Raw genomic sequence first — 20,416 nt, forward strand, 5'->3', positions numbered from 1 at the left:
CCTCGAGGCCAACTAGTTGTAGAAACAGGCCAGTGCGGTCAAACAATCCCCACAACGCGCCGTTGCGTGATTCAACAATGTTTACTTTCGCTCAGCAATGGTGCATTTGCGGTGTGGTTGCTGCGCCCCAATTCTCTTGTGGCGTTCTTTGGCCCAGATGCGAGTGGTGTTGAGGATGCGGGCACGCCATTACCCGTGTCGCCGCTATCGCGAACCCGCGGCCTCGCTGGCCGAGCAAGCGCTTGGTTGATACCCTGATGCGGTGGACCGAGTGACCGGTCAGGCTAACAGCCGGCGAGACGAGTTGCTTGCGCTCGCCGCGACCATGTTCGCCGAGCGTGGTCTGCGCGCCACCACCGTGCGCGACATTGCCGACGGCGCGGGCATCCTGTCCGGCAGCCTGTACCACCATTTCTCCTCCAAGGAGGAGATGGTCGACGAGCTGCTCCGCGAATTCCTGGAGTGGCTGTTCGCCCGCTACCGCGAAATCATCGACAGTGAGCCCAATCCGCTCGAGCGGCTCAAGGGGCTGTTCATGGCGTCGTTCGAGGCGATCGAGGATCGCCACGCGCAGGTCGTCATCTACCAGGACGAGGCCAAACGGCTGCTATCGCAGGCCCGGTTCTCCTACATCGAGGACATGAACCGCCAACAACGCAAGATGTGGGTCGAGGTGCTCAATCAAGGCATCGACGAGGGCTGCTTTCGGCCCGACCTCAATGTCGACCTGGTCTACCGATTCATCCGTGACACCACCTGGGTGTCGGTGCGCTGGTATCAACCCGGCGGACCGCTCACCGCACAGCAGGTGGGTCAGCAATATCTCGCCATTGTCCTTGGCGGCATTACCAAAGAAGGAGTCTGAAACATGGCCCGTGTCGGCGACGATGCAGAGCGAAGCGATGAGGAGGAGCGACACAATGGCTGAGGCGTACGTCATCGACGCTGTGCGTACCGCGGTTGGCAAGCGTAACGGCGCACTGGCCGGGATACATCCCGTCGACCTGGGCGCCCTTGGGTGGCGCGGACTGCTCGACCGGGTGGACGTCGACCCCGCCGCCGTTGAGGATGTGATCGCCGGTTGCGTCGACGCGATCGGCGGGCAGGCGGGCAACATCGCCCGCCTCTCGTGGCTGGCCGCCGGCTATCCCGAAGAGGTGCCGGGCGTCACGGTGGACCGACAGTGCGGTTCCAGCCAGCAGGCGATTTCGTTTGGCGCGCAGGCAATCATGTCGGGAACGGCCGACCTCATCGTGGCCGGCGGCGTGCAGAACATGAGCCAGATCCCGATCTCGTCGGCGATGACCGTTGGCGAGCAGTTCGGGTTCACCTCGCCCACAAGCGAATCCAAGCAGTGGCTGCACCGCTACGGCGACCAGGAGATCTCCCAGTTCCGCGGTTCGGAGATGATCGCCGAGAAGTGGAACCTGTCCCGCGAAGAGATGGAGCGGTACTCGCTCACCAGCCACGAGCGCGCGTTCGCGGCGATCCGCAGCGGACACTTCGACAACGAAATCATCACTGTCGAAACGGAATCCGGACCGTTCCGGGTCGACGAAGGCCCGCGTGAGTCATCGCTGGAGAAGATGGCCGGCCTGAAGACGCTCGTCGAGGGCGGTCGGCTGACGGCGGCGATGGCCAGTCAGATCTCCGACGGCGCCAGCGCGGTGCTGCTCGCCTCCGAGCAGGCCGTCAAAGACCACGGGTTGAAGCCCCGAGCCCGCATCCACCACATCAGTGCCCGCGCCGCCGACCCGGTGTTCATGCTGACCGGGCCCATCCCGGCGACCCGGTACGCACTCGAAAAGACCGGGCTGTCAATCGAAGACATTGACACCGTCGAGATCAACGAGGCGTTCGCGCCGGTTGTTCTGGCGTGGCTCAAGGAGATCAAGGCCGACCCCGAGAAGGTCAACCCGAACGGCGGCGCGATCGCCCTGGGTCACCCGCTCGGCGCCACCGGGGCCAAGCTGTTCACCACCATGCTCAACGAGCTTGAGCGCATCGGCGGCCGCTACGGCCTGCAGACGATGTGCGAGGGTGGCGGCACGGCCAACGTCACGATCATCGAGCGGCTCTAGTCCCTGCGCCCCTTTGCGCCGAGTGTGAAACTCACGACGCCCTAACCGCGTGTCGCGTCGTGGATTTCACACTCGCGGGGCTGTCGGTGTGGTTTGGCAGCATCGCCGGCATGACGGAGCTGTTCTGGGCAGTGAGGCCCTCGCGGCCAAGGCCATGCCGGAACGGGCGATGCGCAAGCTCTACGAGCGTGTCTACCCCGGCGTCTACGGCTCCGGAGACATCGAATTGATGGCCCCTGACCGAGCGCAGGCTGCATGGCTCTGGTCGCGACGCAAGGCAGTCGTCGCGGGAAAACTCGGCGGCGGCGCTCCTGGGGGCCAAGTGGGTGGACCCGGCATTGGATGCTGAGCTGATTCATGACAACCGCCACCGGCCGGCCGGCATTGTGGTGCACTCCGAGAGCTTGCTCCCGGGCGAGGTCGTCGACGTCGACGGCATGCCGGTGACCGGTCCGGCTCGCACGGCTTTCGATATCGGGCGGTGGACATTCTCGCGGCTGCAGGCGGTGCAGGGGCTCGACGCGTTGGCGAACGCCACCGACGTCAAGGTGGCTGACGTCGACGCAGTGATGGCCGCACATCGCGGCATGCGCGGACTGGCACGGCTGCGGGTCGTGCTCCCGCTAGTCGACGGCGGTGCCGAGTCGCCCCAGGAGACGCGCACCCGGCTGATATTGATCGAGGCCGGGCTTCCTAGGCCGCAGACTCAGATCAGGGTGTGCGACGAATACGGCGACTTCGTTGCGCGCATCGACATGGCGTATCGCGAACTGCTTGTCGGCATCGAGTACGACGACCCCAACATTTGACGGACCCGGCGCAGCGTCAACGCGACATCGACCGGCAAGTAGCATTGGCCGACCTGGGCTGGACCATCGTCGGGTGAGCAACGACCTGCTCCGCTATCGGCAAGGCACCTTCATTGCCCGGGTCGTCGCCGCGATGCGTTCGGCGGGCTGGCGGCCGTAGCGCTCGAGCGTGCAACACACGACGCTTCAACGGCGTGTCGCGTCGTAAATTGCACAATCGCGCAGGGTGTTCCATCGGCCGCGGCCATCACCGCGTGGCCAGCACGAGCGCGATTCCGCCCAAGGCCAGCAGCCAGCTGGTGAAGCTGCCGACCAGAAAGTATTCGGTCACCTCGTCGATGCCGACGTCGCCGTTGCGGTTTTTTTGGGCGCTCAGCTCGGGAAAGCGGATGATGCCCTTGGCGGCTACGACGGCGCTGGCCGCGGCCACCTGCCCGCCGACGCCGAGGCTCAGGATCAGCAGGCGTTCCATCGGGCCCAGCAGCCGGCCGCCCTTGAGTCGGTCGGATGGCTGCGGCTCACCGGCCGGGCGCACCGCACCCACCGAGCCAAGCACGAGGCGCACCAACTGATTTCCGGTTGCGAACTGCACCAGCACCACGGCGACGATCATCAGCAGCCGGGTGGGCGTCACGTCGCTCAGCGGCAGTTGCGCCCAGCCGGACCACCGCGCGATCAGGCCGTGGACGGGAGAGGACCAGCCGGACAACCCGATCAGCAATACCAGCGCGGCGGCGAACACGGCCAACGGGGCTGCCTGTCGTTTGCCGCTGCGCTCGGCGCGCAGGCACAGCCACTCCCACACGACGGCCGCGGTGGCCGCCGGCACGAGCAGCGGGATATCGCCGCGATGCCAGAGCGCACCCAGCGCCGCGCAGCCGGCCACCACGATCGGCGCGATTACCACGGGGAGCCACGCCGCGCGGACCGCCCGCCGACACAGGTCCGCGATCCCGAGCGCGATCAGCAGCACCGCGACCGCGCTCATGGCAGACTCCGAAGATATTGGGAGGCACGGACAATGAGGTCCAGACCGTCACGGGCCGCCCGTTGGGACACCGCGGAAGGGCTGATGCCCTCGGCCGCGGCGAGTTCCTTCTTGGTCCGGCCCGCCATCAAGCCCCTCACAATCCGTAACGATCTTTCATCGAGCGATCCAAGCAGATGGTCCCGACAAATCAGGGCGGCGTTGACGGCGGCGACGTCAGTGCGATCGTCCTCGTCCGCCCGGAATGTGGTGCGCACCAGCGTGAAGCCGGGCTGCCGCTGGGACTCCGCCGTCTGCTGGATGGCCGCCCGGGCGGTCCACCAGCCCGGGCCGTCCTGGATCCGGGCGTTGGCGTCGAGGATGGCGACGGTGCCCCAGCCGATGCCGAACCGGACGTCCGTCTCGGGGGCAAGCAGCAGGCGCACCGTCAGTGCGGCGTCGATGGCGGCACCCAGGGTGGGGTAGCTGCCCTGAAACTCATCGCCGACGGTGAACGCGGGCGGGTCGAGGGCGCCGTCGGCGACCTGCCGCAGGGCGGTGGCGACCCGCCGATGCAGCGCAGGCCGATCGCGCGCGCGCCGGGACCCGACGACGTCGCCGATCATCGTCGCGCGCAGTGAAGGTGGAGCCTTCACTATCGCCATATGAAGATTATAGCTTCATTTATGCCGAATTTAGAAGAAGACTTAATCCAGCCGCGGCGTCAGTTCGTTGCTTGGTCCGTGAGCTTGAGGTATCCGTCGATGCCGACCCGCTCGAAAGTGCGCCGACGTGGGGCCGACAGCATGGGCAGCGCCGTCGCCGCGTCGATGATCTCGGGCTGCCCCACCTCGTAGTCGTGGCCTTGGGACGCGATCGTCGCCCGCCCCGCCGCGCGGACGTTCTGCAACCAATCCACGTCGGTGCCGTAGGGCAGCGGTATGACGAAGCCGTCGGCGATGCGCTCGGCTACGACCGGCGTGGTGTACTGCTTGCCGGAGCGCCGCCCGGTGTGCTTGATCGCGGCCGCGTACCAGTGCTTGTGGCCGGCCAGTTGCACCATCAGCGGGTTGAGCAGGTATTTGTTCGAAGCGCGAACGGCGTTCAAGAGCGGAGTGGGCCACGATCCCGGTGCCAGCGTCATCATGCATCCAGGATGACGCCCCGCCCTGCTCCGCGGCCAGGGTCCTTAGTCCACCGCTGACGGTTCTTCGACCAGCGCCGTCGCGGCCTTCAAGTGGGCGATCGCGTCGCGGACGATCGATTCGATCAACTCGGCGCACGACGGCAAGTCGTCCAGGATGCCGGCCACCTGACCGGACGCCAGCACGCCGGCTTCGGTGTTGCCCTCGACCAGCCCCGCCTTGAGCAGCATCGGGGTGTTCGCCGCCATCACCACCTGCGACCAGGTCAGCTCCTTGCCGTGGCGCATCGCCAGGCCGTCGCGGATCATCGAGGCCCACGTCATCTGCGACATGCTCTTGAACTTCGCCGCGTTGCGCACCGCCGCCGCCAAACCCCTTACCGGCGAGCCGCTTTCCAGCTTCTCGACCAGCCCGGTCCGCAGCACCCGGTGCGGCATGCCGTCGACTCGCGTGGTGACGACCGTGCCGTCCAGCGCGGCCTCAAGGTACTGCCGCTTGACCGAGTCGGGCACGGTGGAATCCGAGGTGAGCAGGAACCTGGTGCCCATCGCCACACCCGCGGCGCCGTAGGACAACGCCGCCGCGAGACCACGCCCGTCGAAGAATCCGCCCGCCGCGATCACCGGGATCCCGGTGCCCTGCACGGCGTCCAGTACCGACGGCAACAGCAGAGTCGTCGCGACGGGCCCGGTGTGTCCGCCGCCCTCGCCGCCCTGCACGATCATCGCATCGGCGCCCCAGCCCGCGACCTTGCGCGCGTGTTTGGCCGCACCGATCGACGGGATGACCACCGCTCCAGCATCTTTGAGCCGGGCGATCAGCTCCTGCTTGGGCGCCAACGCGAACGACGCCACCTTGACGCCCTCTCGGATCATCAGCTCGACGCGGTCGCCCGCGTCGGCGGCGTCGGCGCGGATGTTCACGCCGAACGGCTTGTCGGTCGCGGCCTTGACCTTCTTGATCGCCGTCGCCAACTCGTCCAGGGTCATCGTCGCCGAGGCCAGGATGCCCAGCCCGCCCGCGTTGGCCGTGGCGGAAACCAGCCGGGCACCGGCCACCCAGCCCATGCCCGTTTGCACCACCGGATGCTCGACGCCGACCAGGTCGGTCAGCGGCGTGCGCAGCCTAATCATGAACGGATCTCTCTGTCGCGTAGCGCTTTGGGATCGATGACATCGCGGATCAGGCGCAGCTCGTCGTCGGTCGGCAGCCGGGTCTCCTCCGCCTCGTCGAGGCCGTCCACCTCGAACGAGGTGTTCTCCCGGACGTCGTCGGGTGACACACCGGGGTGCAGCGACACCGCCCGCATAGTCCTGCCGGGCCCGTTGAAGTCGAACACCCCGAGGTTGGACACCACCCGATACGGGTTGGCGAACCGGAACGCCGGGTTGTCCGGATCGATCTTGTCCCAGCCGATGCCGCACACCACGTCGACCGCCTCGCAGAACACCCGCTTGGAATGGTTGCCCACCCAGTAACTAGTCGAGTGGTTGATCGCGTTGCCGGGCGCGCCGCGCAGGCCGAACATCTGCCGGGTGGGATGCTGCAGCGGGCCGAACGCCGAGATGTTCTGGTTGCCAAAGCGATCCACCTGATTGGCACCCATCACCACGTGGCGGCGCCCCCAGGCCAGGGTCTCGAACACGCGGCCGAAGGGCATCCAGCCTTCGATCGCGCCGGTCTTGCCCAGCGCCGGGGTGTCCGCCAGCAGCTGCGCCTCGCCGTCGGTCAGCAGGATGTCCGGCGAGAACGTCAGCCGGGCCAGCCGCGCACCGACGGACGCCATGTTCGTCATCGGGCTGATCATGATATCGCCCGCGTCCCTGAACAACTCGGCGCAGGCGACCGCGCACACCTCGGCTCGGGTGCTCATTTCGCGGCCTCCTCTGCAAATGCGCGAACCGCTGCCTGGTAGTCGTCCTCGCCACCCGAGAGGTAGGTCTGGACGAAAGCTTGCCAGCCCTCGTCGGTGGAGGCCGCCTCGGCGTAGTGCCGCTGAAACTTCTCGTCGCGGCCGTAATCCGGTGCTGCGGTGGTGAAGTGGGCCCCGCCGGGCGCCTCCACGACCCCGTCGACCATCATGCGGTTCACCAGCAGCGCCTGGGGTGGGACCGCCTTGACCAGTTCCTCGGTCGACACGACGCGCTCCACCGACAGGTAGCGCCGCTCGGCCGCCATCAGGAAGAGGTCGTCGAAGTAGGGGTCGATGCCGCTGTATGCCGCATTGCCTTGGCTGTCACCGAGATTGAGGTGTACGAAGGCGGCGTCCAGGCGCAGGGCGGGCATCGCGAGCAGCGTCTCGTGCCCGCCGCCGGGCGCCGGGTAGGGGCTGGTGACCGTGCGCAGCTCGCCCTCCCAGAATTCGGGAACCGAACTGCCCAGCCCCGCGCGAATCGGCAGGAACGGCAGTCGCTGCGCCGCCGCCTGCAACCCGCAGCGCAGCATGCCCTCGTCCATCTCGCGCGCTTCGATGGCGCCGCTGGTGCGGGCCTTGGCGAACCACGGGTCGTAGAACGGCGCGGAGTCCAGCGACACGAAGCCGTAGTAGACGCGCTTGACCTTGCCCGCCGAGCACAGCAGACCGAGGTCGGGTCCGCCGTAGGTGACTATCGTCAGGTCTGTGACGTCAGTGCGCAGCATCGCCCGCACGAAGGCCATGGGCTTGCGCCGGGAGCCCCAGCCGCCGACGCCGATCGTCATGCCGCTGCGCAATTGTGCGACGGCGTCGTCGAGGGTGGTCCGCTTGTCGCTCACGACTTTTCACCCTTCGTCGTGCCGGCGAACGCGTCGCGGTGCTCGTCGGCCACCCCGGCGAGGTTGAGCTCGAACGTAAACCCTTGTTCCATGCGATAACTCGAGTTGACCCGCTGCACGTCGATGAGGTTGAGCGCCTCCTTGGCCGCGCGGATGACGCGGGTGTCCTTGGCGGCGATGTCGCGGGCGACCCGTAAAGCGGCCTCGTCCAGCTGATCCCGGGGCACCACCTCATGCACGGAACCGAAGTGATGCAGGGTGGCGGCGTCGACGGTGGCGGCGGTGAAGAACAGCCGCCGCATCAGGTGCTGCGGCACCAGCCGCGACAGGTGCGTCGCCGCGCCGAGTGCGCCGCGTTCGACCTCCGGCAGCCCGAACGTGGCGTCGTCGCAGGCCACGATGACGTCGGAGTTGCCCACCAGGCCGATGCCGCCGCCGACGCAGAATCCGTTCACGGCCGCGATCACCGGGACGGCGCATTCGTAGACCGCGCGAAAGGCGGCGAAGCAGCCGCGGTTGGCGTCGATCAGCGCGGTGAATCCCTCGGTGCGCTGCATCTCCTTGATGTCCACACCCGCGTTGAAGCCCCGGCCTTCGGCCCGCAGGATCACCGCGTGGGTCTGGGGATTGGCGCCGGCGGCCGTGACGGCGTCGGCCAGTTCGAACCAGCCGCGGGACGGGATGGCGTTGACAGGCGGGTAGTCGACGGTGACCGCGACGATGCCCGGTTCGGTGGTGGTGGTTGTGATGGGCAAGCTGCCACTTCCTCGTGGGGTAACTACCTAAGCAAGCACTTGCTTGGTACGCTAGCACAGTGACTCCCGCCGAAGCAGGCTCGCCCCTTTCGGAAGGCATCAACCTGGGGCTGGCCGGGCGGGTGGTTCTAGTTACGGGCGGTGTGCGCGGCGTCGGCGCCGGCATCAGCTCGGTCTTCGCCAAGCAGGGCGCCACCGTGATCACCTGCGCGCGCCGGCCCGTCGAGGGCTTGCCGTACGAGTTCCACCCGTGCGACGTGCGCGACGAAGAGGCCGTCAAGTCGTTGGTCGACTCCATCGTCGACCAGCACGGCCGGTTGGACGTCGTCGTCAACAACGCCGGGGGATCGCCCTACGTGCTGACCGCGGAGTCCAGCGCGAAGTTCAACCGCAAGATCATCGAGCTCAACCTCGTTGGTGCGCTGTTGGTTTCGCAGTGCGCCAACGACAAGATGCAGGACCAGCCCGGGGGTGGTTCGATCGTCAACATCTGCAGCCTGTCCGGCCGTCGGCCGTCGCCGGGCACCGGCGCGTACGGCGCGGCCAAGGCCGGCCTGGAAAGCCTTACGCAGACGCTGGCGGTGGAATGGGGCCCCAAGGTTCGGGTGAATGCCTGCGTGGTCGGGATGGTCGAGACCGAACAGGCCGACCTGTTCTACGGCAACGCCGAGTCGATCGCCGCGATCTCGAAGAACGTGCCACTGGGCCGGCTGGCCAAGCCGGAGGACGTCGGTTGGGCCGCAGCGTTTTTGGCCTCGGACGCGGCGTGCTACATCAGCGGCGCCTCGTTGGAGGTGCACGGCGGCGGGGAACCGCCGCACTACCTGGCCACCACTAACGCGAGCGCGATCAAGTAGAGGAGAAGAACGGGATGGGTATCAATGGGGCTAGTTGACGGCCGGGTCGTCATCGTCACCGGAGCGGGCGGCGGCATCGGTCGCGCGCATGCGCTCGCCTTCGCGGCCGAAGGCGCGCGCGTCGTCGTCAATGACATCGGCGTGGGCCTGGACGGCTCGCCCGCGGGCGGCGGCAGCGCCGCGCAGGGCGTGGTCGACGAGATCACCGCGGCCGGCGGCGAAGCCGTCGCCGACGGATCCAACATCGCCGACTGGAACCAGGCGGCCGGGCTGATCCAGACCGCCGTCGAAACCTTCGGTGGCCTAGACGTTTTGGTGAACAACGCCGGCATCGTCCGCGATCGGATGATGGCCAACACCAGCGAGGAGGAGTTCGACGCCGTCATCGCCGTGCACCTGAAGGGGCACTTCGCCACCATGCGGCACGCCGCGTCGTATTGGCGGGGGCTCTCCAAAGAGGGCAAAACCGTCGACGCGCGGATCATCAACACCAGTTCCGGTGCGGGCCTGCAGGGCAGCGTCGGGCAGGGTAACTACAGCGCGGCCAAGGCGGGCATCGCGGCGATGACGCTCGTCGGCGCCGCCGAGATGGGCAGGTACGGCGTGACGGTCAACGCGATCGCGCCGTCGGCCCGCACCCGCATGACCGAGACCGTCTTCGCCGAGATGATGGCCACGCAGGACCAGGATTTCGACGCCATGGCGCCGGAGAACATCTCCCCGCTGGTCGTCTGGCTGGGCAGCGCAGAATCCCGCGACGTCACCGGCAAGGTGTTCGAGGTGGAGGGCGGCAAGATCCGGGTAGCCGAGGGCTGGGCGCACGGCCCGCAGATCGACAAGGGCGCCCGGTGGGATCCGGCCGAGCTGGGACCCGTCGTCGCCGACCTGCTGGCCAAGGCGCGGCCGCCGGTCCCGGTCTACGGGGCCTAGCGCTCCCGCGGCGCTGGGCGCACCGAATGCGACTCTGCCGCAGAATATCTCGCGGATCCTGGCGCGTTTCTTCTTGAACGCGATACCCTGCGTTCCGGGCGGCGCGTCCGGGTGTGACGGGATGCCGTCTGGCCGCGGAACCAATGGAGGTTTCAGATGTCCTATCTCGTCGCGATGCCGGAGAACCTGAATGCGGCGGCAACAGATTTAGCCAGTATCGCTGGAACGCTCAACGTCGCGAATGAGTCCGCGGCTGTTCGGACCACGGGGATCATGGCCGCGGCCAAGGATGAGGTGTCGGCGGCGATCGCGGCGTTGTTTTCCGAGCACGCCCAGGCCTTTCAGGCGGTAAGCGCTCAGGCGGAGGCGTTTCACCAGCGGTTTATTCAGGCGCTGACGGCGGGTGCGGGGGCCTACGCGGACGCGGAGGCGGCCTGCGCTTCGAATTTGGGGCAGCTGCGTGCCGCCATCGGTGCGGGAACCGGAGTCAACGGCCTGCTCGCCGGACCCGGCGCCACCAGCGCCGCGAACGTGGCATTGATCATCGGCGGCAGCGGGGAGCCGATACCTACCCCGGACTTCATCACGAAGAATTTCAACCTCTACATCGCGCCCTTTTTCCAGAATTTCACGCCACAAGCCCTATTCACACCCGAAGGGAATTACGGGCTGTACACCGGGGTCAAGAGCTTGACGCTGGACATGTCGGAAGCCCAAGGTGTCCAGATTCTCGATAACACGATTTTGCAGCAGGTCGCCGCGGGCAACACCCTCGTTGTCAAAGGCGAGTCGCAGAGTTCGACAATCTCGTCCATGGTGATGCCGCTGCTCGCGTCCCAAGGCGTGCCGACGTCGGCCGTCTCCTTTGTGCTGACCGGCGATCCCAACGCGCCCAACGGCGGACTATTCGAACGGTTGAACGGCTTGAGCATCCCGGCTCTCGGCATCACCTTCAACGGCCCCACCCCGGACAATCTGTACCCGACCACCATTTGGACGCAGGAATACGACGGTTTCGCCGACGTCCCGCAGTACCCAATTAATTTGCTGTCGGATCTCAACTCGCTCGCGGGGATTTACTACGTGCATCCCACCTACACCGATCTGACCCCCACCCAGCTCGGAACGGCAATCCAATTGCCGACCGTGGGCCCGACCATGACGACCTACGAGATGATCCCCACCCAGAATCTGCCGCTGCTGGAACCGCTGCGCGCGATCCCGGTCGTAGGCAATCCACTGGCCGACCTGATCCAACCGGATTTGAAGGTGCTGGTGAACCTGGGCTACGGCGACCCCAATTACGGCTGGTCACAGGGTCCAGCCAACGTGCCCACCGAGTTCGGTCTTTTCCCACCCCTGAGCGACGTAGAAAAAGTGCCCGGCCTGCTCGCCTCGGGTACCCCGCAGGGCATCGCCGACTTCATGCACGACATCTCCGCCGAATTCTCCTCAACCGGGTCGCTCGCGTCGTCGGTGGGTTCGCTGACCATGCCCTCTTCGGGGCCATCAGCCATCACGTTGCCCAGCCTGACCGACCTCGTCTCCGCCCTGTCACCCGTCAACGTCGCCGGCAATATCTACCACGCGGTGAATACGCTGTCGGGCGCGGCCTCGGATGCCTATTCGATTCTGCTGCCCACGGCCGATGTCGCCAATGCTCTCGTGACGAGCCTGCCCGCGTACGACCTGACCCTCTTCGCCGACGGACTTCAAACGGGTAACCTCGTCGCCGCCATCGGCCAACCCATCGCAACCGACACCTACCTCATTCCGCTGGCCGGCGCCTTCGAAGCGTTCGCGGTCATCGGTCAGGCCGAAACCGTCATCGGCGACCTGTCAAACCTGATCCCGTAGGATCCGCCTGCGCCGAACGTGCACTGGCGGAGCTGTCTTCGGCGATTTTCCGCGATGAGCGCACGTTCGGCGCGACGCTACGGCTCGCAGATGACGATTGGGATGGTCCGGTCGGTCCAGGACTGGTAGTCGTCGTAGGACGGGTACATGTCCACCAATTGCGGCCAGTAGTGGGCGCGCTCCTCGTCGGTGGCGTCCCGCGCGGTCAGGTCGAGGACCTCTTTCTTGATCTGCACCTTCACCTTGGGGTTGGCCTTCAGGTTCAGGTACCACATCGGGTTCTTCGCGGCACCACCCTTGGACGCCGCGACGATCACCCGGTCGCCGTCGCGCAGGAAGTACAGCGGGCTGATGCGGGGCTCGCCGGTCTTGCGGCCAATGGTCGTCAGCAGGGCGACGGGAATGTTCTGGAACTTGCCGCCGAAGCCTTCGCCGCCGTTGCGGCGGTAGAAGAACGTGTTGAGGCGTGACATCCACTTGATGAAGAAGTCGGCGTAGGGCGTGTCGTGAAACCGTGGCGGTGATTTCGGCATGACAGTGATCCTAGAGCCACTTCAGCGCTGAATGAACGGACGCAACTTGGCCCTGATGTGGTGGATCAGCCCGTCGGATTCCGGTATCACGAAGGTCTCGTCGACCCGCGACCCGACCCGCCGGCCGCCGAAAGAGACCTTGGTCAGCACGTCGTACACCGCGCGCACTTCGTCACCGGACACGGTGTACTCCGGCGGGGTCGTCGCCGCGATGATGCGGTACTGCGGTCCGCGATTTAGGCTGCGCCGCAGGTGATTTCCGGAAAATCCCGATTTGAGGCCCACCTCGACGCGGGTGCAGCCATCCGCGAACGGGACGGCGTCGGCGTCGTGGGTGACCAGGGCGTCGATGTACGCCTGGGCCGCGGCGATGCGGTCGGCCTCGGAGACGCCCACTAGATCCGTTCGATGATGGTTCCGGTGGACAGGGCGCCGCCCGCGCACATGGTGATCAGCGCGGTCGTCTGGTCGGTGCGCTCGAGCTCGTGCAGCGCGGTGGTGATCAGCCGGCTGCCGGTGCTGCCCACCGGGTGGCCGAGCGCGATCGCGCCGCCGTTGACGTTGACCTTGGCCATGTCGGGCTCGTGGACGCGCGCCCAGGACAGCACCACCGACGCGAAGGCCTCGTTGATCTCGGTGATGTCGATGTCGCCCATCTTCATCCCGGCCTTCTCCAGCACCTTCGCCGTCGACTGCACCGGGCCGTCGAGGTGGTAGTAGGGCTCGGCGCCGACGAGCGCCTGGCTGACGATCCGGGCCCGCGGTCGCAGACCGAGCGCCTTGGCCTTGTCCTCGTCCATCCACAACACCGCCGCGGCGCCGTCGGAGATCTGCGACGACGTGCCCGCCGTGTGGATGCCGCCCTCGATGACCGGCTTGAGCTGGCTCAGGCCCTCCAGGGTGGTGTCGCGCAGGCCCTGGTCGCGGCCCACCATGTGGCGCTCGCTGGTGGGCTGCTTCTGCTCATCGAGCACCGGCGCCTCGATCGGCGAGATTTCCCGGTCGAACCGGCCCTCGGCCCACGCCTGCTTGGCGCGTAGCTGCGACTGGAGGCCCCAGGCGTCGATGTCTTCGCGGGTGATGCCGCGGCGCTTGGCGATCCGCTCGGCGGCGGTGAACTGGTCGGGCAGGTCGATGTCCCACGAGGCCGGCCGCAGGATGCTGCGGTCGGGCCCGGCGTTGGCGCCGAGCCCGACGCGGCTCATGGCCTCGATCCCACAGGCGATGCCGATGTCGATGGCGCCCGCCGCGATCAGGCCGGCGACCAGGCCGTTAGCCTGCTGGCTGCTGCCGCACTGGCAGTCCACGGTCGTGGCGCCCACGTGCTCCGGCAGGCCGGCCACGAGCCAGCTCACCCGGGTGATGTTGTTGGACTGCTCGCCGAACTGCGTGACGCAGCCGCCGACGACCTGTTCCACATCACCGGCGTCGATGCCGGCCTTTTCCACCAGCGCCTTTTGCACCGCGCCCAGAAGCTCGGTGGCGTGCAGTCCTGAAAGCCATCCATTGCGCTTGCCGATCGGGCTGCGAGTGGCTTCAACGATTACCGGGTTACCCATGGGGCCAGGCTAGAACACGTTTCATTACTATGACAAGCGACGATGCGTCGGCGCCTTTTTTCTACGGTGGAGGCATGTTTTACTGGCAACAGAGCTCCACTAGGGAAGCTAGTGTCCTGGGATCGCCAGTCACTGGCCAGTCGCCAGACCAGCATAGGGACCAGCAGTTAAAGGAGAAGTAGCGTGCCCAGCCCCAACCTTCCGCCCGGGTTCGATTTCACCGACCCCGACATCTACGCGGAGCGGATTCCGGTCGAAGAGTTCGCCGAGGTCCGCGCGACGGCGCCGATCTGGTGGAACGAGCAAGCCCCGGGCCACGGCGGCGGCTTCCACGACGGCGGCTTCTGGGCGATCACCAAGCTCAACGATGTCAAGGAGATCTCGCGGCGCAGCGACGTGTTCTCCAGCTACGAGAACTGCGTGATCCCCCGGTTCAACGAGGACATCGCGCGCGAAGACATCGAGCTGCAGCGGTTCGTCATGCTCAACATGGACGCGCCGCACCACACCCGGCTGCGCAAGATCATCTCCCGCGGTTTCACCCCGCGGGCCGTCGGGCGCCTGGAGGACGAGCTGCGGGAGCGCGCCCAGAAGATCGCCCGGGACGCGGCGGCCGCCGGCTCCGGCGACTTCGTCGAGCAGGTGTCCTGCGAGCTCCCGCTGCAGGCCATCGCGGGCTTACTCGGGGTGCCGCAAGAGGACCGCGAAAAGCTGTTCCGCTGGTCAAACGAGATGACCGGAAACGACGATCCCGAATATGCCGACATCGATCCGAAGACGTCGTCGTTCGAGGTGCTCAACTACGCGATGCAGATGGCGGCCATCAAGGCCGAAAAGCCCGGCGAGGACATCGTCACCACGCTGATCAACGCCGACATCGACGGGGAAAAGCTCTCCGACGACGAGTTCGGTTTCTTCGTGATGATGCTCGCGGTGGCCGGCAACGAGACCACCCGCAACTCCATCACGCAGGGGATGATGGCGTTCGCCGACTTCCCCGACCAGTGGGAGCTGTACAAAAAGGAGCGCCCGGAGACCGCCGCCGACGAGATCGTCCGCTGGGCCACCCCGGTCACCTGTTTCCAGCGGACCGCTCTGGAGGACTACGAACTCTCCGGCGTGCAGATCAAGAAGGGCCAGCGGGTCGTGCTGTTCTATCGATCGGCCAACTTCGACGAGGAAATCTTCGACGACCCGTACACCTTCAACGTCCTTCGGGATCCCAACCCGCACGTCGGTTTCGGCGGCACCGGCGCGCACTACTGCATCGGCGCGAACCTCGCCAAGCTGACGATCAACCTGATCTTCAACGCCGTGGCCGACCATATGCCGGACCTCAAGCCGATCTCGGAGCCGGAGCGGCTGCGCTCGGGCTGGCTCAACGGCATCAAGCGCTGGCAGGTGGACTACACCGGTAAATGCCCGGTGGCGCACTGACAATGGACTTCGATCTCACCGCCGAGCAGCAAGCCGTCGCCGACGTTGTGACGTCGGTGCTGGACCGGGATCTTTCGTGGGAGGCGCTGGTCAGCGGGGGCGTGACGGCGCTCCCGGTGCCCGAACGCCTCGGGGGCGACGGCGTGGGTCTGCCCGAGGTCGCCACGGTGCTGACCGAAGTGGGCCGCCACGGCGCCATCACGCCGGCGCTGGCCACGCTGGGCTTCGGCGTGCTGCCGCTGCTCGAGCTGGCATCCGAAGAGCAGCAGGACCGCTATCTGGCCGGGGTCGCAAAGGGCTCGGTATTGACCGCGGCGCTCAACGAGCCCTGCGCGGCGCTGCCCGACCGGCCCGGCGTCACGTTCGCGGGCGGGCGGTTGTCCGGCACCAAGATCGGCGTGGCCTATGCCGAGCAAGCGGATTGGATGATCGTGACCGCCGACAGCGCGGTGGTGGTGGTGTCGCCCAAGGCCGATGGAGTGCGGCTGGTGGGCACGCCGACGTCGAACGGTTCGGACGAATACACGGTCACGTTTGACGGTGTGGCGGTTGACGACTCGGACGTGTTGGGGGGTGCCGATATTAACGGGCCGCGCCGGGTCAACCAGCTGGCGCTGGCCGCGGTGGGCGCGTTCGCCGACGGGTTGGTGGCAGGGGCACTGCGCCTGACCGCCGACTACGTCGCCAACCGCAAGCAGTTCGGCAAGCCGCTGTCGACGTTCCAGACCGTGGCGGCGCAGCTCGCGGAGGTCTACATCGCCTCGCGCACCATCGATTTGGCGTCGAAGTCGGTGGTGTGGCGGCTGTCCGAAGGGCGTGACGCCGATAGCGACCTGGACGTCCTGGGTTACTGGATAACGTCGCAGGCGCCGCCGGTGATGCAGACCTGCCATCACCTGCACGGCGGCATGGGCATGGACATCACGTACCCCATGCACCGGTACTACTCCACGATCAAAGACCTGACCCGCCTGCTGGGCGGGCCGTCTCTTCGCCTTGACCTGGTGGGAGCGCAATGTTCATAGACCTGACCCCCGAGCAGCGACAGCTGCAAGCCGAACTGCGGGAATACTTTTCGAACCTGATCTCGTCCGACGAGATGAAGGCGATGGAGCAGGACCGGCACAACGAGGCCTATCGCGCGGTGATCCGGCGAATGGGCAAGGACCGAAAGCTGGGGGTGGGGTGGCCAAAGGAGTTCGGCGGCTTGGGCTTCGGCCCGATAGAGCAGTCGATCTTCGTCAACGAGGCGCACCGGGCCGACGTGCCGTTGCCGGCGGTGACGTTGCAGACCGTGGGTCCGGTTCTGCAGCAGTTCGGCAGCGAGGCGCAGAAGAAGAAGTTCCTGCCGGCGATCCTGGCCGGTGAGGTCCATTTCGCGATCGGCTACACCGAGCCCGAGGCCGGCACAGATCTGGCGTCCCTGCGGACCACCGCCGTGCGCCAGGGCGACGAGTACATCGTCAACGGCCAGAAGATCTTCACCACCGGAGCCCACGACGCCGACTACATCTGGCTGGCCTGCCGCACCGACCCGGAAGCCGTGAAGCACAAGGGCATTTCGATCCTGATCGTCGACACGAAGGATCCCGGATACTCCTGGACGCCGATCATCCTGTCCGACGGCGCCCACCACACCAACGCCACGTACTACAACGACGTCCGGGTGCCCGCCGACATGCTGGTCGGCGAGGAGAACGGCGGATGGCGGCTGATCACCACGCAGCTCAACAACGAGCGGGTCATGCTGGGCCCCGCGGGCCGCACCGCCGGCATCTACGACCGGCTGCACGCCTGGGCGTCCAAACCGGGCGGTAACGGTGTCACGCCGATCGACCACGAGGACGTCAAGCGGGCGCTCGGGGAGATCTACGCGATGTGGCGGATCAACGAGCTGCTGAACTGGCAGGTCGCTGCCGCGGGTGAGGACATCAATGTGGCCGACGCGGCGTCGACGAAAGTCTTTGGCACCGAGCGCATCCAGTACATCGGCCGACTCGCCGAGGAGGTCGTCGGCAAGTACGGGAACCCGGCGGAACCGGACACCGCCGAGCTGCTGCGTTGGCTGGACTCGCAAACCAAGCGCAACCTGGTAATCACCTTCGGTGGAGGCGTTAACGAAGTGATGCGTGAAATGATCGCGGCCGCCGGCCTCAAGGTGCCGCGGGTGCCCAGATGACGGACGCGGACACCATCAAGAAGGCCGTCGCAGAAATCACGTCCACCGTCGTAGCCGCGCCCCGCACGGGCCGGGATCCGGTGAACCAACCCATCATCAACAACTGGGTCGAGGCCATCGGCGACCGCAACCCGATCTACATCGACGAGGCCGCGGCGCGCGCCGCCGGCCATCCCGGACTAGTGGCGCCGCCGGCGATGATCCAGGTGTGGACGATGTTCGGCCTGGGCGGTGAACGTCCGACCGACGATCCCATGGGCCCCATGATGGAATTGTTCGACGACGCAGGCTATGTCGGCGTGGTCGCCACCAACTGCGAGCAGACCTACCACCGGTATCTGCGGCCGGGCGAGCACGTGACCGTCCACTCCGAAATGCGCGACGTAGTCGGCCCCAAGCAGACCGCGCTTGGTGAGGGCTGGTTCATCAACCAGCACATCACCTGGCGCGTCGGCGACGAGGACGTCGCCGAGATGGCCTGGCGGATACTCAAATTCAAGCCTCGCGAGGCTGCCGCGACCGCGTCTGCGGTGCCGGAGGATCTGGACGCCGACGCCATGATGCGCCCCGCGGTGTCGCGCGACACCGCGTTCTTTTGGGAAGGCGTGGCGGCTCACGAGTTGCGTATTCAGCGGCGGCCCGACGGAAGCCTGCAGCACCCGCCGGTGCCGGCTGTGTGGCAGGACAAAGAGCAGCCGATCGACTACGTGGTGGCCGGTGGTACGGGCACGGTGTACAGCTTCGTGGTGCACCACGCGCCGAAGGTGCCCGGGCGCACGCTGCCGTTCGTCATCGCACTGGTGGAACTCGAAGAGGGTGTCCGCATGCTGGGCGAGCTGCGGGGGGTGGACGCCGCCGCGGTGAAGATCGGAATGCCAGTCCGGGCAACCTATATCGACTTTCCCGCCGGCGAGTCCGGCCCCGAATGGACCCTGTACGCATGGGAGCCCCAAGCATGAGCGCACCCGCCATCGAAGTGGGTACGAAGCTGCCCGAGCTCAAGATCGAAGGCACCCCCACGTTCATCATCTCGACGGCCATCGCCACCCGAGACTTCCAGGACGTGCACCACGACCGGGATCTGGCGCAGGCCAAGGGATCCAAGGACATCTTCGTCAACATCCTCACCGACACCGGGCTGGTGCAGCGCTTCCTGACCGACTGGGCGGGGCCGACGGCGTTGATCAAATCGATCGGGCTGCGGCTGGGCGTGCCGTGGTACGCCTATGACACGACCACCTTCTCCGGTGAGGTGACGGCGGTGGAGGACGGGCTGATCACGGTGAAAGTGGTGGGCCGCAACAGCCTTGGCGACCATGTCATCGCTACCGCGACGCTGACGATTGGGGACGCCTAATGCTGTCGGGTAAGGCCGCCATCGTCGGCATTGGCGCTACCGACTTCTCGAAGAATTCCGGCCGAAGCGAGCTGCGGCTTGCGGCCGAGGCGGTCCTTGATGCGCTGGACGACGCCGGTTTGAACCCGTCCGACGTCGACGGGCTCACGACGTTCACGATGGACAGCAACAACGAGACCGCCGTCGCGCGGGCGACCGGCATCGGTGACCTGAGGTTCTTCGCCCAGACGGGCTACGGCGGCGGTGCCGCGTGCGGGACCGTCGCGCATGCCGCGGCGGCTGTCGCGACCGGACTGGCGGACGTCGTGGTGGCCTACCGGGCGTTCAACGAACGTTCCGGCCAGCGCTTCGGGCAGGTGCAGACCCGGCTGGTGGGAAATGCCGGCGTACAGGCCGATTCGACCGCGGCGGACAATTCGTTCTCTTACCCACATGGGCTGTCGACGCCGGCCGCGCAGGTCGCGATGATCGCGCAGCGGTACATGCACTGGTCGGGCGCGACGAGCCGCGACTTCGGTGCGGTGTCGGTGGCAGACCGCAAGCACGCCGCCAAGAACCCCAAGGCATACTTCTACGAGAAGCCGATAACCATTGAGGACCACCAGAATTCGCGGTGGATCGCCGAGCCGCTGCGGCTGCTTGACTGCTGTCAGGAGACTGACGGCGCGGTCGCCCTGGTCGTGACGTCGGTGGAGCGCGCGCGTGACCTCAAGCAGCGGCCGGCCGTTATCGAGGCGGCGGCCCAGGGCGCGAGTCCCGACCAGTACACGATGGTCAGCTACTACCGCTCCGAACTCGGTCTGCCCGAGATGGGCGTGGTGGGCCGTCAGCTTTGGCAGCAATCCGGTCTCAAGCCGACCGACATCCAGACCGCAATCCTGTACGACCACTTCACTCCGTTCACGCTGATTCAGTTGGAGGAGTTGGGATTCTGCGGTCGCGGCGAGGCGAAGGACTTCATCGCCGACGGCGCCATCGAGGTGGGCGGCCGGCTGCCGATCAACACCCACGGCGGTCAACTCGGGGAGGCCTACATCCACGGCATGAACGGCATCGCGGAGGGTGTGCGGCAATTGCGTGGGACATCGGTCAATCCGGTGCCCGACGTCGAGCACGTCCTCGTCACGGCGGGTACGGGCGTACCCACGTCGGGCCTGATCCTCGGCTAGCTCATGGTCGGCCGGGCGCCCGCCTAG

21 protein-coding genes and 1 pseudogene are annotated in these 20,416 nt (G+C 66.7%); 12 read left to right on the top strand and 10 right to left on the bottom strand.

Annotated features, from left to right (window positions below; all coding sequences use genetic code 11):
- The first annotated feature begins 262 nt into the window (after window positions 1–262).
- The 3 genes and pseudogenes from kstR2 to AWB92_RS28370 all read left to right on the top strand — a co-directional run bounded on the left by kstR2 (window position 263) and on the right by AWB92_RS28370 (window position 3,050).
- A complete protein-coding gene (gene kstR2 / locus AWB92_RS28360) occupies window positions 263–865 on the top strand; it encodes a TetR family transcriptional regulator KstR2 (protein ID WP_142282359.1) in 603 nt (200 codons plus the stop codon).
- Window positions 866–920: 55 nt separating this feature from the next.
- Window positions 921–2,081: a steroid 3-ketoacyl-CoA thiolase FadA6 gene (gene fadA6, locus AWB92_RS28365; RefSeq protein ID WP_085191616.1), complete on the top strand. Its 1,161-nt coding sequence runs from the start codon at window positions 921–923 to the stop codon at window positions 2,079–2,081.
- Window positions 2,082–2,235: 154 nt separating this feature from the next.
- Window positions 2,236–3,050: pseudogene (locus tag AWB92_RS28370) on the top strand (hypothetical protein).
- A gap of 87 nt (window positions 3,051–3,137) precedes the next feature.
- On the opposite strand, the gene AWB92_RS28375 reads toward AWB92_RS28370, so the two are convergent.
- Genes AWB92_RS28375 through echA20 form a run of 7 tightly spaced genes read right to left on the bottom strand, consistent with a single transcriptional unit; the run spans window position 3,138 to window position 8,511 of the window.
- Window positions 3,138–3,878, bottom strand: coding sequence for a hypothetical protein (locus AWB92_RS28375; RefSeq protein WP_085191618.1), 741 nt, complete (start codon window positions 3,876–3,878; stop codon window positions 3,138–3,140).
- On the bottom strand, window positions 3,875–4,522 hold the full coding sequence (locus AWB92_RS28380) for a SatD family protein (RefSeq protein ID WP_085191620.1): 648 nt from the start codon (window positions 4,520–4,522) through the stop codon (window positions 3,875–3,877). Before AWB92_RS28380 ends, AWB92_RS28375 begins: the two co-directional genes overlap by 4 nt.
- Before the next feature lie 59 nt (window positions 4,523–4,581).
- Window positions 4,582–5,004, bottom strand: a complete 423-nt coding sequence (locus tag AWB92_RS28385; protein ID WP_085191622.1) for a nitroreductase — start codon at window positions 5,002–5,004, stop codon at window positions 4,582–4,584.
- Window positions 5,005–5,046: 42 nt separating this feature from the next.
- The gene (ipdC, locus tag AWB92_RS28390) at window positions 5,047–6,132 is read right to left on the bottom strand and encodes a (3aS,4S,5R,7aS)-5-hydroxy-7a-methyl-1-oxo-octahydro-1H-indene-4-carboxyl-CoA dehydrogenase (protein ID WP_142282362.1); all 1,086 of its coding nucleotides are present in this window, start codon (window positions 6,130–6,132) and stop codon (window positions 5,047–5,049) included.
- Entirely contained in the window at window positions 6,132–6,875 is a 744-nt protein-coding gene (gene ipdB, locus AWB92_RS28395) for a cholesterol ring-cleaving hydrolase subunit IpdB (RefSeq protein ID WP_085191625.1), read from the bottom strand. Before ipdB ends, ipdC begins: the two co-directional genes overlap by 1 nt.
- A complete protein-coding gene (gene ipdA, locus AWB92_RS28400; protein WP_085191627.1) occupies window positions 6,872–7,756 on the bottom strand; it encodes a cholesterol ring-cleaving hydrolase subunit IpdA in 885 nt (294 codons plus the stop codon). The genes ipdB and ipdA overlap by 4 nt, the downstream gene beginning before the upstream one ends.
- The gene (echA20, locus tag AWB92_RS28405) at window positions 7,753–8,511 is read right to left on the bottom strand and encodes a (7aS)-7a-methyl-1,5-dioxo-2,3,5,6,7,7a-hexahydro-1H-indene-carboxyl-CoA hydrolase (protein ID WP_085191629.1); all 759 of its coding nucleotides are present in this window, start codon (window positions 8,509–8,511) and stop codon (window positions 7,753–7,755) included. The genes ipdA and echA20 overlap by 4 nt, the downstream gene beginning before the upstream one ends.
- A 98-nt stretch (window positions 8,512–8,609) precedes the next feature.
- Here echA20 and AWB92_RS28410 point away from each other — a divergent pair, with 98 nt between their 5' ends.
- From AWB92_RS28410 to AWB92_RS28420, 3 genes are all read left to right on the top strand, one after another.
- A complete protein-coding gene (locus AWB92_RS28410; protein ID WP_085191684.1) occupies window positions 8,610–9,368 on the top strand; it encodes an SDR family oxidoreductase in 759 nt (252 codons plus the stop codon).
- A 24-nt stretch (window positions 9,369–9,392) separates the two neighbouring features.
- Complete coding sequence (locus AWB92_RS28415) at window positions 9,393–10,298, top strand: SDR family oxidoreductase (protein WP_085191631.1); 906 nt, start codon at window positions 9,393–9,395, stop codon at window positions 10,296–10,298.
- A gap of 156 nt (window positions 10,299–10,454) precedes the next feature.
- Window positions 10,455–12,155 (top strand): PE-PPE domain-containing protein, encoded by a 1,701-nt coding sequence (locus tag AWB92_RS28420; RefSeq protein ID WP_085191632.1) that lies wholly within the window; start codon window positions 10,455–10,457, stop codon window positions 12,153–12,155.
- A 77-nt stretch (window positions 12,156–12,232) separates the two neighbouring features.
- Here AWB92_RS28420 and AWB92_RS28425 read toward each other — a convergent pair whose 3' ends face one another.
- From AWB92_RS28425 to AWB92_RS28435, 3 genes are read right to left on the bottom strand one after another with little or no spacing between them, the layout of a single operon-like run.
- Complete coding sequence (locus AWB92_RS28425) at window positions 12,233–12,688, bottom strand: nitroreductase family deazaflavin-dependent oxidoreductase (RefSeq protein ID WP_085191634.1); 456 nt, start codon at window positions 12,686–12,688, stop codon at window positions 12,233–12,235.
- A 21-nt stretch (window positions 12,689–12,709) separates the two neighbouring features.
- The gene (locus AWB92_RS28430) at window positions 12,710–13,084 is read right to left on the bottom strand and encodes a hypothetical protein (RefSeq protein ID WP_085191636.1); all 375 of its coding nucleotides are present in this window, start codon (window positions 13,082–13,084) and stop codon (window positions 12,710–12,712) included.
- A complete protein-coding gene (locus AWB92_RS28435) occupies window positions 13,084–14,247 on the bottom strand; it encodes a steroid 3-ketoacyl-CoA thiolase (protein WP_085191638.1) in 1,164 nt (387 codons plus the stop codon). Before AWB92_RS28435 ends, AWB92_RS28430 begins: the two co-directional genes overlap by 1 nt.
- 183 nt (window positions 14,248–14,430) lie before the next feature.
- On the opposite strand from AWB92_RS28435, the gene AWB92_RS28440 reads away from it, so the two are divergent.
- Genes AWB92_RS28440 through AWB92_RS28465 form a run of 6 tightly spaced genes read left to right on the top strand, consistent with a single transcriptional unit; the run spans window position 14,431 to window position 20,389 of the window.
- A complete protein-coding gene (locus AWB92_RS28440; protein WP_085191640.1) occupies window positions 14,431–15,684 on the top strand; it encodes a cytochrome P450 in 1,254 nt (417 codons plus the stop codon).
- Between the two features lie 2 nt (window positions 15,685–15,686).
- Window positions 15,687–16,709 (top strand): acyl-CoA dehydrogenase family protein, encoded by a 1,023-nt coding sequence (locus AWB92_RS28445; RefSeq protein ID WP_085191642.1) that lies wholly within the window; start codon window positions 15,687–15,689, stop codon window positions 16,707–16,709.
- Window positions 16,700–17,863: an acyl-CoA dehydrogenase FadE29 gene (gene fadE29 / locus AWB92_RS28450; protein ID WP_068105519.1), complete on the top strand. Its 1,164-nt coding sequence runs from the start codon at window positions 16,700–16,702 to the stop codon at window positions 17,861–17,863. The genes AWB92_RS28445 and fadE29 overlap by 10 nt, the downstream gene beginning before the upstream one ends.
- Window positions 17,860–18,822, top strand: a complete 963-nt coding sequence (locus tag AWB92_RS28455) for a bifunctional MaoC family dehydratase N-terminal/OB-fold nucleic acid binding domain-containing protein (RefSeq protein WP_085191644.1) — start codon at window positions 17,860–17,862, stop codon at window positions 18,820–18,822. Before fadE29 ends, AWB92_RS28455 begins: the two co-directional genes overlap by 4 nt.
- Window positions 18,819–19,220: a MaoC family dehydratase gene (locus AWB92_RS28460; protein ID WP_067152913.1), complete on the top strand. Its 402-nt coding sequence runs from the start codon at window positions 18,819–18,821 to the stop codon at window positions 19,218–19,220. The genes AWB92_RS28455 and AWB92_RS28460 overlap by 4 nt, the downstream gene beginning before the upstream one ends.
- Complete coding sequence (locus AWB92_RS28465; protein WP_085191646.1) at window positions 19,220–20,389, top strand: lipid-transfer protein; 1,170 nt, start codon at window positions 19,220–19,222, stop codon at window positions 20,387–20,389. Before AWB92_RS28460 ends, AWB92_RS28465 begins: the two co-directional genes overlap by 1 nt.
- Window positions 20,390–20,416 lie beyond the last annotated feature (27 nt).

Origin of the sequence: Mycobacterium sp. IEC1808 (assembly GCF_002101935.1) — a bacterium.
Lineage (GTDB): Bacteria > Actinomycetota > Actinomycetes > Mycobacteriales > Mycobacteriaceae > Mycobacterium.